Genomic DNA, 15273 nt, shown 5'->3' on the forward strand with positions numbered 1-15273 from the left:
ACCTCAGGAGGAGGACGTCGACGGGACCGGCAGCCCTCGCTCCCTCCGCAGCCGATCGGCCCGGCGCTCGATCACCATGTAGCGCGCGAAGAGCGCCGTCACGCCGTAGAACATGAGCGGCATCAGCCACGCAGAGAGAGGCGGGTCGGGTCGAGAATCCACGAAAGGAGCAGCGATCACGAAGATGAAGTAGATCGAGAAAGCAGTGAGCAGGGTGACGAGGATGACGTAGCCCCTCGCCGTCGTGATCTTCGGGCCGATGCCTTTCCGGCCATTGCCGTACTCCTCGGGCAGTTAGCTGACGAGTTCGCCGTTCTGAGCACGCGAGAGGATGCGCCGGATGCCTGTCTCGCGCACGAGCCGCTCATGATCCGCGGTCACCGGCGATCATTGGGGGAGGCGTGATGGGGCGGGGATGCCGCGATGTGTGCGTAACCTGTCTGCCCGTGTCTCGATCAGCAGGAAGCGGAAGTACAGTCCGGCGACCCCGAAGACCATCAGTGGGATGATCCAGACGAGCAGGGGAGGGTTGGTCCCGGCTTCGACGTAGAGCGAGGCGATGACGGCTGTGAAGAAGATACCGACCGTCATCGCCACTGTGACCGCAATCCTCCAGCCGAGCGGGCTCGTGATCTACGGACCCTGGCCAGTCCTACCGTTGCCGTACTCCTCCGGCAGAGAGCTGACCAACTCGCCGTTGCGGGCCCGGGACAGGATGCGCTGCTGTCCCGTCTCACGGACGAGCCGCTCGTGCTCCGCAGTCGTTGCGTCATCCCGGGGCTGCCGCGCAGCGTCGTACATGGTGGTCGCGTCCCTCCGTGTCGAGTCGACTTGTCCTGTGGCTCGTGCCGGTCAGACGGCCTGCTCCGACGGCGTCGGGAGGCCGCGCTGCTTCCGGAGCCGATCGGCACGGACCTCGATCACCATGTACCGCGCGAAGAGGGCGGTCACGGCGAGGAACATGAGCGGAATGACCCAGATGAACAGGGGCGGTGCCGGGATGTCGCGAAGGTAGGACGACGCGATGAGCCCGACCGTCCCGAGGGTCACGAGAGCGCAGATCGCCACGAAGGCGATGTATCCCCCGGCCGTCGTGATCTTGGGGCCGATCCCCTTCCTGCCGTTGCCGAACTCCTCCGGCAGGTAGCTCACCAGCTCGCCGTTCTGGCCGCGGGACAGGATGCGCTCCTGTCCCGTCTCGCGGACGAGCCGCTCATGCTCGGCGGTCGTCGCCGCGTCCCGGCGCTGTCGTGCGGCGTCGTACACCATGCCATGCTCCTCCGTGTCGGGTCGAGATCTGGACGTCGGCGTGGGGATCAGTAGGGCGAGAGCGAGGGCACCGGCAGGCCGCGTTCCTTCCGGAGCCGGTCGGCGCGAATCTCGATGACCATGTAGCGCGCGAAGAGCGCGACGACTCCCAGCCAGAGCAGGGGCATGAGCCATACCCAGGCGGGTTGCTCGAACTCGGGTGTCGGGTCGAGCTTCTGGACCCCCAGGACGGCGACGAGAATGACGAGGAAGACCGAGAGGATGCTCACGAAGACGATGTAGCCCCTCGCCGTCGTGATGGTCGGGCCGATACTCTTGCGGCCGTTGCCGTACTCCTCCGGCAGGTAACTGACGAGTTGACCGTTCTGGGCCCGAGACAGGATGCGCTGCTGTCCGGTCTCGCGGACGAGCCGCTCGTGCTCCGCAGTTGTCGCGTCGTCCCGGCGCTGCCGCGCGGCGTCGTAGCTCATGTCGGCCTGCCCCCAGTGGTTCGGGTGTCCCGTGGTCGGGACCGTGCTGTCCGACCGATCCTAGAGCTGGTGCCATGACGTGGCGATGGGGAGACCTTCCCATCACGCAGCCGCGTCACCGTGTTCGGTCAGCCCTGCTTCGTCCAGAGGCTCACTCGGTACCGCGTACCCGTCCGGGACTCGAGCCACCCCGTCTCCGGGCTCAGCGCGGCGAGTGACCATTCCGTGCCGAGCGTCGGCGCCAGCGTGTCGCCGGGTACGGAGGCTTCCACGACGGTGACCAGGGCGGCGTTGGCCCTCGGCATGGCGTCCGTGTAGACGCGACCGCCGCCGATGACCCAGATCTCCTCCGCGCCGGGGGCCGCCTGTGCCGTGTCGAATGCCGCCTCGAGGGACGGGACCACGACGGCGCCCGGCAGCTCGGTCACGGAGGTGGAGATGACGATGTTGGTGCGGTCCGGCAGGGGGCGGAACCGTTCCGGGAAGGAGTCCCACGTACGGCGGCCCATGATGACGGGGTGGCCCGTGGTGGTCGCCTTGAACAGCGCGGTGTCCTCCGGCACGTGCCAGGGGATGCCGCCGTCCTGACCGATCACGCCGTCCTCGGTCTGCGCCCAGATGAGCCCGACCACGGGGTGGGGGCCGACGGCGTCGGCGATGCTCAGCGAGGGGGCGCTCATACCGCCACCGGTGCCTTGATGGTGGGGTGGTGCTGGTAGTCGAGCACGGCGAAGTCCTCCAGGGTGTAGTCGAGGATGCTCGCTGGCTTCCGGGTCAGTTCGATGCGCGGGTACGGGTAGGGGTCGCGGGAGAGTTGCTCGGCGACCTGCTCCACGTGGTTGTCGTACACATGGACGTCACCGCCGGTCCAGATGAACTCGCCGGGCTCGAGACCCGCCTGCTGCGCCACCATGAGGGTCAGCAGGGCGTAGGACGCGATGTTGAACGGGACGCCGAGGAAGGTGTCCGCGGACCGCTGGTACAGCTGGCAGGAGAGCCTGCCCGGGGCGCCGTCCACGCCGGGGGTCACGTAGAACTGGAAGAAGACGTGGCAGGGGGGCAGTGCCATGCTGTGCAGCTCGGAGACGTTCCACGCGGACACGATGTGCCGGCGGGAATCGGGGTTGCTCCTCAGGGCCTCGACCACCTGCGTGATCTGGTCGATGTGCCCGCCGTCGGGCGTGGGCCACGAGCGCCACTGGACGCCGTAGACCGGGCCGAGCTCGCCGTCGTCGTCCGCCCACTCGTTCCAGATGGACACGCCGCGCTCCTGCAGCCAGCGGACGTTCGAATCACCGCGGAGGAACCAGAGCAGTTCGAGCGCCACGGACTTGAAGTGCACCCGCTTGGTGGTGATCAGGGGGAAGGACTCGCCGAGGTCGAAGCGCAGCTGCCGGCCGAAGACGCTCCGCGTGCCCGTACCGGTCCTGTCGCTCTTCGCCACACCGTTCGCCATGACGTCCCTCAGGAGGTCCTCGTACGGGGTGGGTATCGGCGCGGAGGCGGGGAGGGGGGTGCTCACGCGTGCAAGTCTAGGACGCCGGTAGACTGCGCCGGTACTCGCCGGCCCCCGTGCGGGTCACCTGCCGTTCACCTTCCACCGGAAGACTCCCTCCGTGACCACACCCTCGCCCAGGACCGCCCCGGCGACCCCCGGGGCGTCGGCCCCAGACGTCGATCCGGACCGAGCGCCCGGCGTGTATCCGGCGCAGTTCCCGGCATCTGGGCTCGCGCCGGCCCCTCGCACGCTCCTCGACATCCTCCGCGCGACGGCGGCGGAGCACCCGGACGCCTCCGCCCTCGACGACGGCACGGAAGCGCTGAGCTATGCCGACCTGGTGGGCCGGGCGGAGGACTTTGCTGCCGTGCTTGCCGCGGGTGGCATCGGCCGCGGGGACACGGTCGGGGTCCGCATCCCCTCCGGGACCAACGAGCTGTACATCGCGATCCTCGGCGTGCTGACCGCCGGGGCGGCATACGTGCCCGTGGACGCCGACGATCCCGACGAACGCGCCCGCGTGGTCTTCACGGAATCGCACGCGGCCGCCGTCGTCGAGCGCGGGCTGACGGTCACCGCCGCGGGCCGGGGGAGCGGCAGGACGGGCGGGCCCGGGCACGACGACGACGCCTGGGTCATCTTCACCTCCGGCTCCACCGGCACGCCGAAGGGCGTGGCCGTGACGCACCGCTCCGCCGCGGCCTTCGTGGACGCCGAGGCGCGCCTGTTCCTCGAGCGCGAGCCGATCGGCCCGGCCGACCGCGTGCTCGCCGGACTCTCCGTGGCCTTCGACGCCTCGTGCGAGGAGATGTGGCTCGCGTGGCGCAACGGCGCCTGCCTGGTCCCGGCGCCGCGCGCCCTGGTGCGGACCGGCGTCGACCTCGGACCGTGGCTCATCGCGCGCGGCATCACCGTGGTCTCCACCGTGCCCACGCTCGCCGCGCTGTGGCCCGCGGACTCCCTCGAGAACGTCCGGCTGCTGATCTTCGGCGGCGAGGCGTGCCCGCCCGAACTCGCGCGCCGGCTCGCCGTCCACGACCGCGAGGTGTGGAACACCTACGGGCCCACGGAGGCCACCGTCGTCGCCTGCGCGGCCCGCCTCGGGGGGGACGGCCCCGTGCGGATCGGCCTGCCGCTGGACGGCTGGGACCTCGCCGTCGTGGACGACGCCGGGATCCCGGTGGCCGAGGGCGCCACCGGCGAACTCATCATCGGCGGCGTGGGCCTCGCCCGCTACCTGGACCCGGCGAAGGACGCCGAGAAGTACGCCCCGATGCCCACCCTCGGGTGGCACCGCGCCTACCGCTCCGGTGACCTGGTCACTGCGGAGGCGGCGGGCCTCGTGTTCGCGGGCCGCGCCGACGACCAGGTGAAGCTCGGCGGCCGCCGCATCGAACTCGGCGAGGTGGACGCCGCCCTGCAGGCGCTGCCCGGCATCTCCGGCGCTGCAGCGGCGGTGCAGAGCACGCCTTCGGGCAACCAGTTGCTCGTCGGCTACCTCGTGCCCGCCGGCGGGACTCCGGACCTCGCGGAGCTGAGGTCGCTCCTCGCCGCCTCCCTGCCCGCCGCACTCGTTCCGCTGCTCACCGTCACGGACGCCCTGCCCACGAAGACCAGCGGCAAGGTGGACCGCGCCGCGCTGCCGTGGCCACTTGCCGGGGTCAGCGCCTCCGGTGCGGCCGGTGGTCGCGCCGCGCGGGATCTCGACCCGAGGACCCGCTGGATCGCCGACCAGTGGGCGTCCGTGCTGGGCACGGAGCCCGAGGACGAGGACGCCGACTTCTTCCTGCACGGCGGCGGCTCGCTGGCCGCGGCGCGTCTCGTCTCCCTGATCCGCACGAGGTACCCCGTCATCACGGTCGCGGACATCTACGCGCACCCGCGCCTCGGCGCGCTCGCAGCTTTCGCGGCGGGAACGGGCGCCGGCGGCGAGCAGCCGGCGGGTCCCATCAGGACCGTGCGGCCCACCGCGCGGAAATCGCAGGTCTTCCAGACGCTGATGGGCATCCCCCTGCAGTTCCTCGCGGGCATGCGCTGGCTCACCTACGCCCTGATCGCGACCAACGTCCTGGCAGGAATCGGAGTCCTCACCGATGCACCCACCCTGTCCTGGTGGTGGGTGGGCCTGTCCTGGCTCGTGTTCGTCAGTCCCCTCGGGCGCATGGCGCTCGCCGTCGCCGCAGCGCGGTTCCTGCTCGGAGGCGTGGAGCCGGGCGTCTATCCGCGCTCCGGGAAGGTGCACCTGCGGCTGTGGCTCGCCGAGCAGATCTCGGACAGCGTGGGGGCCGTCGGCCTCGCCAGCGCCCCCTGGGTGCCGGTGTACGCCCGCGCGCTCGGTGCCACCATCGGGCCCGACGTCGCACTGCACTCGGTGCCGCCCGTCACCGGTTTCCTCACGCTCGGGGCCGGCGCGTCCGTGGAACCCGAGGTGGATCTCTCGGGCTGGTGGATCGACGGCGACCGCGTGCACATCGGGCAGGTGGTGGTGGGTGCGGGCGCCGTGGTCGGTGCGCGGAGCACCCTCATGCCGGGTGCGCGGGTCGGTGCGGGAGCCGAGGTGGCCCCGGGCTCCGCCGTGCACGGTCCGGTGAAGCAGGGGCAGCTGTTCTCGGGTTCGCCCGCAGTGAGGGCGGGCAGGGCGAAGCAGCACTGGCCCGAGCCGCCGCCCGCGCGCTCCCCTGCCCGGTCACGCCTCGCCTTCCTCGTGTACGCCGCAGCCTCCGGCGTGCTGTCGCTGATCCCGTTCGCGGCGGCGGCCGTGGCAGCTCTGCCCGTCGTCGCGGCCCTGGACGGGGCGGCGTCGCTCTCCTCAGACTGGTCCGCGCTGATCGGCCCCGTGGTCCTCGCGGCGGTGCTCTGGTTCCTCGTCACGGCGGTGCTCGTGCTCGGGACCGTGCGGCTGCTCGGGGTGGGTCTCCGCGAGGGGCACTTCCCCGCGCGCGGCCGTATCGGGTGGCAGATCTGGGCCACCGAGCGGGTCCTCGACATGGCGCGCGATCTCCTCTTCCCGCTCTACGCGAGTCTCTTCACGCCCGTGTGGCTCCGCCTCCTCGGGGCCCGGGTGGGGCGCAACGTCGAAGCGTCCACCGTGCTCCTGATCCCGAAGATGACCACCATCGGCGAGGGGGCGTTCCTCGCCGACGACACCATGGTTGCCTCCTACGAACTGGGCGGCGGGTACCTCCGGATCGCGCCGGCGAAGATCGGCCGGCGCGCGTTCCTCGGCAACTCGGGCATGACGTCGGCGGGCAGGCGGGTGCCGAAGAACTCCCTCGTGGCCGTCCTCTCGGCCACGCCATTGAAGGCGAAGGCGGGCAGCTCGTGGCTCGGCAGCCCGCCGTCGCGCCTGCGGAGGCTCGCCGTCGCCGGTGACCAGGCCCGCACCTTCCAGCCGCCCCGGCGGCTCAAGGTGGCCCGTGGCTTCTGGGAGCTGTGCCGCGTGGTGCCCGTCATCCTGACGGTGATGATCGCGGCGGCGGCCCTCGTGATCTTCGACGCCCTCGCCGTCGGTCCGGGGTACGCCGTCGCGGCCCTGCTGAGCGGCGTCGTGTTCATGGTGCTCGGAGCGGTGGCCGCGGGTAGCGCCGTCGCGGCGAAATGGCTCCTCGTGGGCCGCATCCGGGCGGGGGAGCACCCCCTGTGGAGTTCCTTCATCTGGCGCAACGAGGTCGTGGACACCTTCATCGAGAGCGTCAGCGCCCCCTGGTTCGCCCGGGCCGCGAGCGGTACACCGGCGCTCGTGTGGTGGCTCCGCGCGCTCGGATCGAGGATCGGCCACGGGGTGTGGTGCGAGAGCTACTGGCTGCCCGAGGCGGACCTCGTGAGCCTCGGCGACGGCGCCACCGTCAATCGCGGATGCGTGGTGCAGACCCATCTCTTCCATGACAGGATCATGAGCATGGACACCGTGGAGCTCGCCCCAGGAGCAACACTCGGTCCGCACAGCGTGATCCTCCCCGCCGCGCAGATCGCCCCGGGCGCCACGGTGGGCCCGGCGTCGCTGGTGATGCGCGGCGAGACCGTCCCCGCGGGGACCTACTGGATGGGCAATCCCGTGACCTCGTGGTCCGGTCCGGGGGACGGTGCGTGAGCGGCACCCTGCCACTGGCTGCACCTGACGCGTACACCCCCCTGAACGGCAGCACATCATACCGCGTACTGCATTACGACCTCGCTCTGGACTACAAGCTCGCGAGCAACCGGCTGGCCGGCAAGGCCGTCCTGACCCTGAGCGCGCACCGCACGCTGTCGCAGCTCGAGCTGGACCTCAGCGGCCTCCGCGCCACGAAGGTCACCTCGGACACCGTGCGGGTCAAGTCCTTCAAGGAGCGCGGCGGCAAGCTCGTCATCACCTTCCGCGACGACGTCCCGGATGACGCGGAGTTCCGCCTGGACATCCGCTACGAGGGCACTCCCGGGCCCATCGCCGGCACCTGGGGCGACGTCGGGTGGGAGGAACTGACCGACGGCGTCCTCGTGGCCGGCCAGCCCACGGGAGCGCCGTCGTGGTTCCCCTGCAACGACCACCTGTCGCAGAAGGCGGCCTACCGCTTCACCGTCACCACCGACGCCGGCTATCGCGCGGTGTGCAACGGCGTCCTGGTGTCGAGGATCGTGAAATCGAGCCGGATCACCTGGGTGTACGAGCAGGCCGAACCCATGGCCACCTACCTCGCCACGCTCCAGGTGGGGCGCTACGACCTCGTGGCCCTCAACGATCCCTCACGCCCCGCCGTCGCCCTGCCGACGCACGCCGCGCCGCGGGAGGCCGCGCTCCTCGCCCCGCGCGACCCCGCGACGCCGGTGCCGCAGTACGCCGCCGTCCCGCCGTCGCTCGCGCCGGCCGCGAAGGCAGCCCTCACCCGGCACCACGAGATGATGGCGGCCTTCGAGCACAGCTTCGGCCCCTACCCGTTCCCGCAGTACCTCGTGGTGGTCACCGACGACGAGCTGGAGATCCCGCTCGAGGCGCAGACGCTCTCGATCATCGGGCGCAACCACCTGCACCAGGGCTGGGAGGCGCAGCGACTCATCGCGCACGAGCTCGCGCACCAGTGGTTCGGCAACGCGGTCACGGCGTCGCGGTGGCAGGACATCTGGCTGCACGAGGGTTTCGCCTGCTACGCCGAATGGATCTGGTCCGAGGCCGGCGGTTCGACGACGGCGGCCTCCCTCGCGCGGTCCGCCCACCAGCGCCTCACCCAGGAGCCGCAGGATCTCGTCATCGGCGATCCGGGTGGTTCGGACATGTTCGACGACCGCGTCTACAAGCGGGGCGCCCTCACCCTCCACGCACTGCGGATGGCGGCGGGGGATGACGCCTTCTTCGCCCTGCTGCGCGCGTGGTCGGCGGAGCACCGCTTCGGTTGCGTGACCACGCCGGATTTCCTGGCGCACGCCGGCCGCTTCCTGCCCGGGGTCGACGTCGGGGCCCTGCTCACGCCGTGGCTCTTCGAAGCGGAGCTCCCACCGCTCTAGCCGGCCCTGATCAGGACCCGGTGCGGTTCCGCGGTCCAGGTTCGGGCCGAGTGCACACCGAGGTCGGGTCAGGTCAGGTCGGGTCAGGTCACGTCAGATTCAGGTCCGGACGACGGCGATGGCGGCAACGAGCCCGAGGTCCCGCAGGAGTACGCCGTCGCAGTGGTCGAGATCCACGATCCGGGCGCCCGACGTCGCGTCGACGTCCGCGATGACGTCCACCGTGGCGGGCCCCTCCGGCGCGAAGCCCGTACCCCGGGCCTTCATGAGGGCTTCCTTGCGCACCCAGAGGCGGGCCCGTTCGGGGTGCCGTCCCTCGGGAGGCAGCGTGGCCAGGCGTCGCTTCTCGGCGGGGGTCAGGGCCACGTCGTCGAAGCCGTCGAACACCACGCTCCGAGCGGCCTCGAGGTCGACGCCGAGACTCCCGGCGTGTCCATCCACGGGAGCGCGCAGACCGTCGATCCGGAGGTCGAGGGCGCCGACCAGCACGGCGGAGGCCGTGCGGGAGAGACTGAGCGCCAGTGGTACCCGGGCGCCGTCGAGCGTGTACCCGGGTCGGCCGTGGTCGGAGGTCGTGCCGGCCCCACCGCACACAGGGCACGAGAAGGCGGTGCGCAGCGCACGCGGATCGGCGTCGAGCAGGTCCGCGGCCAGCAGTCGGAGGAGGTAGCGTCCGGCGACGAAGCCGGTCGCGTCCGCCGATCGCCGGTGCCGGGCGGCGCGTGAGCGTTCCACGTCGTCGAGCAGGGCCAGCATGGCGTCGAGCGGGAGTAGGCCCTCGCTCCGGTCGAGGCGCCGCAGGCGCAGGGCCGGTTCCGTCACGGGCCGGGGCCCGGCGCGGGAGGGCGGATCAGTGCCGGACGCCGAAGAGTTCTGCGCAGACGTCCCCGCGGAGCACGAAGGGCCGCGGGCGGTCCGCATCCGCCGTCCCGTAGATGTAGTAGCCGCGGCCCTCGCCGGGTCCGCCGGCTGCTCGGTCGATCGCGTGGAGCAACTTGGGCGTGAGCGGACCTGCCGGGCCGAGCCGCACGATCTCCTCGATCTCGTGCGGTGCCAGTGCCCGTACGAGATGCTTCACATCGGCCATGTGTCGTGATCCTGTCCTGTGGTCCGCGGGCTGCCCGCTGCATGAACGATCGACAGTATGCGTAGGGAATGAACGCGCGGTGAACGGCAGCACCATCGGTCATGAACTGACGAGCGCTCACCGGCGGCTGCCGGACGTCGTCGGGTCGGGGAGTGGGTCGGAGGGGGAACCGCGGTACGCCCGGCGGATCAGCGCCGCCACTGCATCGGCCGGCACACCGTCGGCCCGGGCCGCTGCGACCACCCGCTCGACGGCGTCCGCCAGTCCCGCGGACACGTGCAGGCGCGCAACGCCGTCGGCCGCGACGCGTGCTGCGTCCGGTGGTTCGTGCACGACCGGTGCGCGCTGTGCGCCCGCGGGGCGTCCGACGACGGCGGACGCGCGCACCGCCGTGCCGCGCCGGCCGTGGCTCTCGATCACGCCGGTCGCCTCGAGCTCCCGGTAGGCCCTCGCGACGGTGCCGGCGGCCACCCCGAGGTCCGCCGCGAGGCTGCGGACCGTCGGCAGGCGGGCGCCGGGCGCGAGGTCTCCGGCGGCGACGAGCGCCGTGACGCCCGCGCGGATCTGCTCGAACGGCGGCACCGGGGACGCGAGATCCACCCGGAGATCGGCACTCACCGCACGGCGTCCGGAGCGGTCGACGGCGTAGGGGCGAGGGTCTCCCGCGGCTGCGGGAAAAAGGCGAGAACGGTGGCGATGATGAGCAGGAGCACCACGAGGGTGTCCACCTGACCGACGTCGAGGAGTGCGCCGGAGCCGCCCGAACCGGTACCAGGGGCCTCGTCGACGACCACCGCTCGGTTCTGCCACAGGAGGATCGCGGCGAGCGCGAGGACCGCCGAACAGATCATGAGCAGGAGCCGGCGCACCGTGCCCGTCCGCAGTGCGTCGTCCTCCGCCCGAGACGCGCGTCTCAGGGGCGGGCGCCTGGCCGCGATCGTCGCCACGGCGCCGAGCACGGCCACGACGAGCACGAAGGACGCCGTCCAGAGGGGGAGCGCCGGTGCGGAGCCAGGTCGCGCCCCGATGGCGGCGGTCGTGGCGGCGAGAGCGAGGACGAGGACGACGGCGACCCCAGCAACGACCGTGACGGTGGCAGGGAGGTTGTGCACTCCGGCCCACCCCCGGCGAGGTCCGGCGCCGTGGTTGCGCGTCAGGGCGACCTCCGCCAGGAGCTGTGTCCCACCGAACCCGACGTACCCGGCCACGAGGGTGATGAGGCCCGCACGCGAGCCGAGGTCCTGGAGCACCAGCAGGAAGGGGACGAAACACAGGACGAACACCCCGTAGCCGAGACGCCGTCCGCTCAGCACCACCAGTCCGGCGTGCCGGGCCGATCCGCTCGTCGCCGCCGGCTCGGCGTGCACCGGTTCGTCGACGGTCTCCGCCCGCACCGGCGGACGGAAGGCCAGTATGGCGAGGACGGTGGAGAACCACAGCACGGCGAGGACGGTCCGGAGGTCGTTCCACGGTTCCTCGAAGCTCCCGTTGGACGCGAACTCGAGGGCACCACTCAGGCCTGAGACCGAGACGAGAGTGGCCGTCCGCAGCAGCCGGTTGATGAACACCCGGCGGATGATGCTGTCCTCGACGTGCGTCAGGGTGGGTACGCGCCGCCGCCTGACGATCACCGTCAGGGCGAGCAGGACGCCGAGGACGAACAGGAGGTGCACACTGCCTGCCGCGAGCGCGAAGGACGTGCCGGGCGGCCGTTCCAGGGGAACACGCCCGTCCGCCATCGAGGGCCCGCCCGGCACGACCGCGGGCAACGCGGCCGTCAGGGCGATGGCCACGCCGGTGAGCAAGGCCATGACGGCGGCAAGGATGGTCAGCCCGACGGGGAGGTATCCGCGGAGGTCCCGCACGGTGAGGTCGGCGGTACGCAGGGCGCCGCCCCCGATGGGCCCGGTGAACTGCGCGAGCACGTACACGCCGCAGACCGAGAGCAGGGGGAGGCCGGTGGCGACGAGATCCTCCAGCAGGCAGTGATCCCCGGACCGGGACCCGGCGTCCAGCAGGTCGGTGAACGGCGTCTGGCCGAGGACCCCGCCGGCCACGAGGGCGATCACCGCGGCCCAGAAGGCGTGCCTCCGGGCCTGTCTCATCGGGTCGGCCTCCGGCCGGGGGCTGCCGTGCACGAGCCGCAGCACCCCGTAGATCACCAGTGCCTGAAAGGCCAGGCCGACGAGCGCGCTACCCAGGTAGTCCATGTGTCCCCCATATTCTTTGTACCAAGTGTTTGATACAAAGCCCTCGGGGTCAAGACCTCCGGGTCAGTCGTCGTACGCGCGGTACTGCTCCACGGACACGATGCGCCGGTGGTTGCTGGTGCTCACCTGGCAGATCACGGCCTCACCGGGGGCCAGGTACGGGTCCTCGGCGGGGAGCTGCTCGCGGAGCGCAGGGTTCATGTGGCGGGCCAGGACGGAGAAGACCAACGGCAGGACCGGCCGGTGGGTGCACACGGCCACGGACTTCCGCTTGTCCATCACGCGCTCCACGGCGGCGCGCGTACGTTGTGGCCTGCGTGCGGCGTCGCGCTCGGTGAGAGCGTCCACCAGCTTCAGCTTCGCGCTGCGTTGGGTGACGTAGGGGGAGATGGTCTGCACGCACCGGACCCACGGACTGCTCACCACGCGCTGCGGTGTCCATGCCTGAAGCAGCCGGTTCACCGCGGTCGCCTGCCGGCGGCCCGTCGCGGCGAGCGGTCGGTCGCCCTCCGCCCTGCTCCACGAGGACCTCGGCTTCGCCTTCGCGTGCCGCACCACGATCAGCGGCCAGGTGGCGAGATCCTTCGCCCGGTGGGCGCTCACGAGCGCGTCGAGCGGTTCGACGTCGGACGGGTTGGTCAGTAGGGTCCGCGCCTCCTCCGGGGTCACCCAGCGCGTGGAGTCCACCTCCTTGCCGTCGGGGGCGGGGACGAGCCGCTCCACCTGCGCCGCCCAGTACTGCACGGTCTTCAGGCCCGCGGCCACCGGGTAGGTGATGGTGGGCAGCGGGATGCCGAGCCGGACGCTCAGGCCCACCTCCTCGAGGGTCTCCCGCACGGCGCACTCGGGCGTCGTCTCACCCGGATCGAGCTTCCCCTTCGGCCAGGACCAGTCGTCGTAGCGGGGACGGTGGATGGCCAGCAGCTCGAGCCGGCCCTTCTCCGTGCGCCAGCACAGGGTCCCTGCGGCGACCACCGCCACGGGATCAGCAGCCGCCACGGTCTCCGTGGCGGTCGTCGTCGGGGTCACCATCAGCGGCGCGACACCGCTCGCTGGCGGGCGCGCGACGCGAGCAGCCACGACTGGATGTCCTCGAGCGGGGTGCCGTCGTCGTCCTTGTGGTGCCGTGACCAGGCACCGGATGCGTCGAGGTGCCAGCTGGAGACGGACGGGTTCATGTAGCGGTCCATCAGCGTCATCAGGTAGGCGATGTCCTCGGGCGCGCTCAGCTGCACGAGTGCCTCGACGCGGCGGTCCAGGTTCCGGTGCATCATGTCGGCCGAACCGATGAACACCGCCGGGTCGCCGCCGTTCGCGAACGCGAACACGCGGGAGTGCTCGAGGAAGCGGCCGAGCACCGAACGCACGGTCACGTTCTCGCTGAGGCCAGGCACACCGGGGCGTACGGAGCAGATACCCCGGACGATCACGTCGACCTTCACGCCTGCCTGCGACGCACGGTAGAGCGAGTCGATGATCGCCTCGTCCACCATCGAGTTCACCTTGATGACCACGCGCGCTGCGAGCCCGGCGTGCTTGTTGGCGATCTCCCGTTCGATGCGGTCGATCAGACCGGACCGCACGGACCGCGGAGCCACGAGCAGGCGCTTGAACGTCGACTTCGGGGCGTATCCCGAGAGCTGGTTGAAGAGCCTGGACAGGTCCTGGCCCACCTGCTCGTTGGCGGTCAGCAGGCCGAGGTCCTCGTAGTACCTCGCTGTGCGGGGGTGGTAGTTGCCGGTCCCGATGTGGCAGTAGCGGCGCAGGCCGTCGATCTCCTGGCGCACCACGAGGGAGAGCTTGCAGTGCGTCTTCAGCCCCACGATCCCGTACACCACGTGCACGCCGGCCTGCTCGAGCTTCCTGGCCCAGGAGATGTTGGCCTGCTCGTCGAAGCGCGCCTTGATCTCCACGAGCGCCAGGACCTGCTTGCCGGCCTCGGCGGCGTCGATCAGGGCATCCACGATGGGGGAGTCGCCGGAGGTGCGGTACAGCGTCTGCTTGATCGCCTGCACCTTCGGGTCCGCGGCCGCCTGCTCGAGGAAGGCCTGCACCGAGGTGGAGAAGGAGTCGTACGGGTGGTGCAGCAGGATGTCCCGGCGGCGCATCGCAGCGAACACGTTGGCGGCCTTCGAGGTCTCGCTCTCGTTGAGGTAGCGGCTCGTGTGGGGGACGTGCTTGGGGTAGTGGAGGTCACCGCGGTCGATCCCGGCGATCACACTGAGCCCGCGGAGGTCCAGGGGAGCGGGGAGGTTGAACACCTCGTCCTCCTCCACACCGAGCTCACGGGAGAGCAGCGCGCGGATGCTGGGGTTGATGTCCGTAGTGACCTCGAGCCGCACCGGCGGGCCGAAGCGGCGGCGCAGCAGCTCCTTCTCGAGGGCCTGCAGGAGGTTCTCGGCGTCGTCCTCCTCCACCTCGAGGTCCTCGTTGCGGGTGACCCGGAAGAGGTGGTGCTCGAGCACCTCCATGCCGGGGAACAGCTGGTCGAGGTGCACCGCGATGACTTCCTCGAGCGGGATGAACCGCGCCACGCGACCTGCCACGTTCCCGGCGCGCGGTCCGTCCACCGACATCAGGCGGGGCAGCTGGTCGGGCACCTTCAGGCGGGCGAACAATTCCTTCTCGCTGACGGGGTTCCGCACCACCACGGCGAGGTTGAGCGAGAGCCCCGAGATGTAGGGGAAGGGGTGCGCGGGGTCCACGGCGAGCGGCGTGAGGATGGGGAACACCTTCTCCGCGAAGACCTTGTGCAGGTAGTCGCGCGCGGTGTCGTCCAGTTCCTCCCACGTGGTGAGGTGGATCTGCTCCGCGGCGAGCGCGGGCCGGATGTGCTCGGCGAATACTGCCGCGTGACGCTGCTGAAGGCCGTAGCCGTCCTGCATGATCTTCTCGAGCTGCTCGATGGGGCTGAGGCCCGCGGCGGAGGGCACGGCGAGCCCGGTCGCGATACGCCGCTTCAGCCCGGCGACGCGCACCATGAAGAACTCGTCGAGGTTCGAGGCGAAGATCGAGAGGAAGTTGACCCGCTCCAGCAGGAACAGCTCCGGGTCCTCCGCGAGCTCCAGCACGCGCGCGTTGAAGTCGAGCCAGCTGATCTCGCGGTCGAGGAAGCGGTCGGGGCGGATCTCGCCCTCCGGCAGGAGGCTGGGCGCGAACTCCGGGATGTCGATGCGGTCCTGTGTGGCCCGAGCCGGTGCTGTCTCCGAGGAACCGTACAGGGACGCACCCCGGGTCCTGGTCTCTGAATCCATTACGTCT

General features: G+C 71.1%; 14 protein-coding genes. 2 read left to right on the plus strand and 12 right to left on the minus strand.

Features of this window, described 5'->3' with window-relative positions; translation table 11 throughout:
• Nucleotides 1–3: 3 nt before the first annotated feature.
• The 6 genes from AC4D12_RS03005 to AC4D12_RS03030 form a co-directional block, all read right to left on the minus strand.
• Entirely contained in the window at nucleotides 4–162 is a 159-nt protein-coding gene (locus AC4D12_RS03005; protein WP_490948293.1) for a hypothetical protein, read from the minus strand.
• Nucleotides 163–387: 225 nt separating this feature from the next.
• Complete coding sequence (locus AC4D12_RS03010) at nucleotides 388–591, minus strand: hypothetical protein (protein ID WP_490948294.1); 204 nt, start codon at nucleotides 589–591, stop codon at nucleotides 388–390.
• A gap of 261 nt (nucleotides 592–852) precedes the next feature.
• A complete protein-coding gene (locus AC4D12_RS03015) occupies nucleotides 853–1269 on the minus strand; it encodes a hypothetical protein (protein WP_490948295.1) in 417 nt (138 codons plus the stop codon).
• 47 nt (nucleotides 1270–1316) lie between these two features.
• A complete protein-coding gene (locus AC4D12_RS03020; protein WP_490948296.1) occupies nucleotides 1317–1739 on the minus strand; it encodes a hypothetical protein in 423 nt (140 codons plus the stop codon).
• Nucleotides 1740–1867: 128 nt separating this feature from the next.
• On the minus strand, nucleotides 1868–2419 hold the full coding sequence (locus AC4D12_RS03025) for a dihydrofolate reductase (RefSeq protein ID WP_490948297.1): 552 nt from the start codon (nucleotides 2417–2419) through the stop codon (nucleotides 1868–1870).
• Nucleotides 2416–3195 carry a thymidylate synthase gene (locus AC4D12_RS03030; RefSeq protein ID WP_490948768.1) on the minus strand — a complete coding sequence of 260 codons (780 nt, stop codon included), beginning with the start codon at nucleotides 3193–3195 and terminating at the stop codon, nucleotides 2416–2418. The genes AC4D12_RS03025 and AC4D12_RS03030 overlap by 4 nt, the downstream gene beginning before the upstream one ends.
• A gap of 160 nt (nucleotides 3196–3355) precedes the next feature.
• Here AC4D12_RS03030 and AC4D12_RS03035 point away from each other — a divergent pair, with 160 nt between their 5' ends.
• Nucleotides 3356–7327, plus strand: coding sequence for a Pls/PosA family non-ribosomal peptide synthetase (locus AC4D12_RS03035; protein ID WP_490948298.1), 3972 nt, complete (start codon nucleotides 3356–3358; stop codon nucleotides 7325–7327).
• Nucleotides 7324–8715 carry a M1 family metallopeptidase gene (locus AC4D12_RS03040; RefSeq protein ID WP_490948299.1) on the plus strand — a complete coding sequence of 464 codons (1392 nt, stop codon included), beginning with the start codon at nucleotides 7324–7326 and terminating at the stop codon, nucleotides 8713–8715. The genes AC4D12_RS03035 and AC4D12_RS03040 overlap by 4 nt, the downstream gene beginning before the upstream one ends.
• 99 nt (nucleotides 8716–8814) lie before the next feature.
• Here the strand turns inward: AC4D12_RS03040 and AC4D12_RS03045 are convergent, their stop codons facing one another.
• The 6 genes from AC4D12_RS03045 to AC4D12_RS03070 all read right to left on the minus strand — a co-directional run bounded on the left by AC4D12_RS03045 (nucleotide 8815) and on the right by AC4D12_RS03070 (nucleotide 15266).
• On the minus strand, nucleotides 8815–9537 hold the full coding sequence (locus AC4D12_RS03045; RefSeq protein ID WP_490948300.1) for a 4'-phosphopantetheinyl transferase family protein: 723 nt from the start codon (nucleotides 9535–9537) through the stop codon (nucleotides 8815–8817).
• A 28-nt stretch (nucleotides 9538–9565) separates the two neighbouring features.
• Nucleotides 9566–9802 carry a hypothetical protein gene (locus tag AC4D12_RS03050; RefSeq protein ID WP_490948301.1) on the minus strand — a complete coding sequence of 79 codons (237 nt, stop codon included), beginning with the start codon at nucleotides 9800–9802 and terminating at the stop codon, nucleotides 9566–9568.
• A gap of 117 nt (nucleotides 9803–9919) precedes the next feature.
• On the minus strand, nucleotides 9920–10420 hold the full coding sequence (locus AC4D12_RS03055) for a GntR family transcriptional regulator (RefSeq protein WP_490948302.1): 501 nt from the start codon (nucleotides 10418–10420) through the stop codon (nucleotides 9920–9922).
• Complete coding sequence (locus AC4D12_RS03060; protein ID WP_490948303.1) at nucleotides 10417–12012, minus strand: hypothetical protein; 1596 nt, start codon at nucleotides 12010–12012, stop codon at nucleotides 10417–10419. Before AC4D12_RS03060 ends, AC4D12_RS03055 begins: the two co-directional genes overlap by 4 nt.
• A gap of 63 nt (nucleotides 12013–12075) precedes the next feature.
• Complete coding sequence (locus AC4D12_RS03065; RefSeq protein WP_490948769.1) at nucleotides 12076–13044, minus strand: NUDIX hydrolase; 969 nt, start codon at nucleotides 13042–13044, stop codon at nucleotides 12076–12078.
• The gene (locus AC4D12_RS03070) at nucleotides 13044–15266 is read right to left on the minus strand and encodes an RNA degradosome polyphosphate kinase (RefSeq protein WP_490948304.1); all 2223 of its coding nucleotides are present in this window, start codon (nucleotides 15264–15266) and stop codon (nucleotides 13044–13046) included. Before AC4D12_RS03070 ends, AC4D12_RS03065 begins: the two co-directional genes overlap by 1 nt.
• Nucleotides 15267–15273: the final 7 nt, after the last annotated feature.

This window comes from Arthrobacter sp. TJ-266, from assembly GCF_058269115.1.

Coding starts and splice junctions, on each gene's coding strand:
- AC4D12_RS03010 (WP_490948294.1), bottom strand. CDS start 591: ATGACGGTCGGTATCTTCTTCACAGCCGTCATCGCCTCGCTCTACGTC.
- AC4D12_RS03015 (WP_490948295.1), bottom strand. CDS start 1,269: ATGGTGTACGACGCCGCACGACAGCGCCGGGACGCGGCGACGACCGCC.
- AC4D12_RS03020 (WP_490948296.1), bottom strand. CDS start 1,739: ATGAGCTACGACGCCGCGCGGCAGCGCCGGGACGACGCGACAACTGCG.
- AC4D12_RS03025 (WP_490948297.1), bottom strand. CDS start 2,419: ATGAGCGCCCCCTCGCTGAGCATCGCCGACGCCGTCGGCCCCCACCCC.
- AC4D12_RS03030 (WP_490948768.1), bottom strand. CDS start 3,195: ATGGCGAACGGTGTGGCGAAGAGCGACAGGACCGGTACGGGCACGCGG.
- AC4D12_RS03050 (WP_490948301.1), bottom strand. CDS start 9,802: ATGGCCGATGTGAAGCATCTCGTACGGGCACTGGCACCGCACGAGATC.
- AC4D12_RS03060 (WP_490948303.1), bottom strand. CDS start 12,012: ATGGACTACCTGGGTAGCGCGCTCGTCGGCCTGGCCTTTCAGGCACTG.
- AC4D12_RS03065 (WP_490948769.1), bottom strand. CDS start 13,044: ATGGTGACCCCGACGACGACCGCCACGGAGACCGTGGCGGCTGCTGAT.
- AC4D12_RS03070 (WP_490948304.1), bottom strand. CDS start 15,266: ATGGATTCAGAGACCAGGACCCGGGGTGCGTCCCTGTACGGTTCCTCG.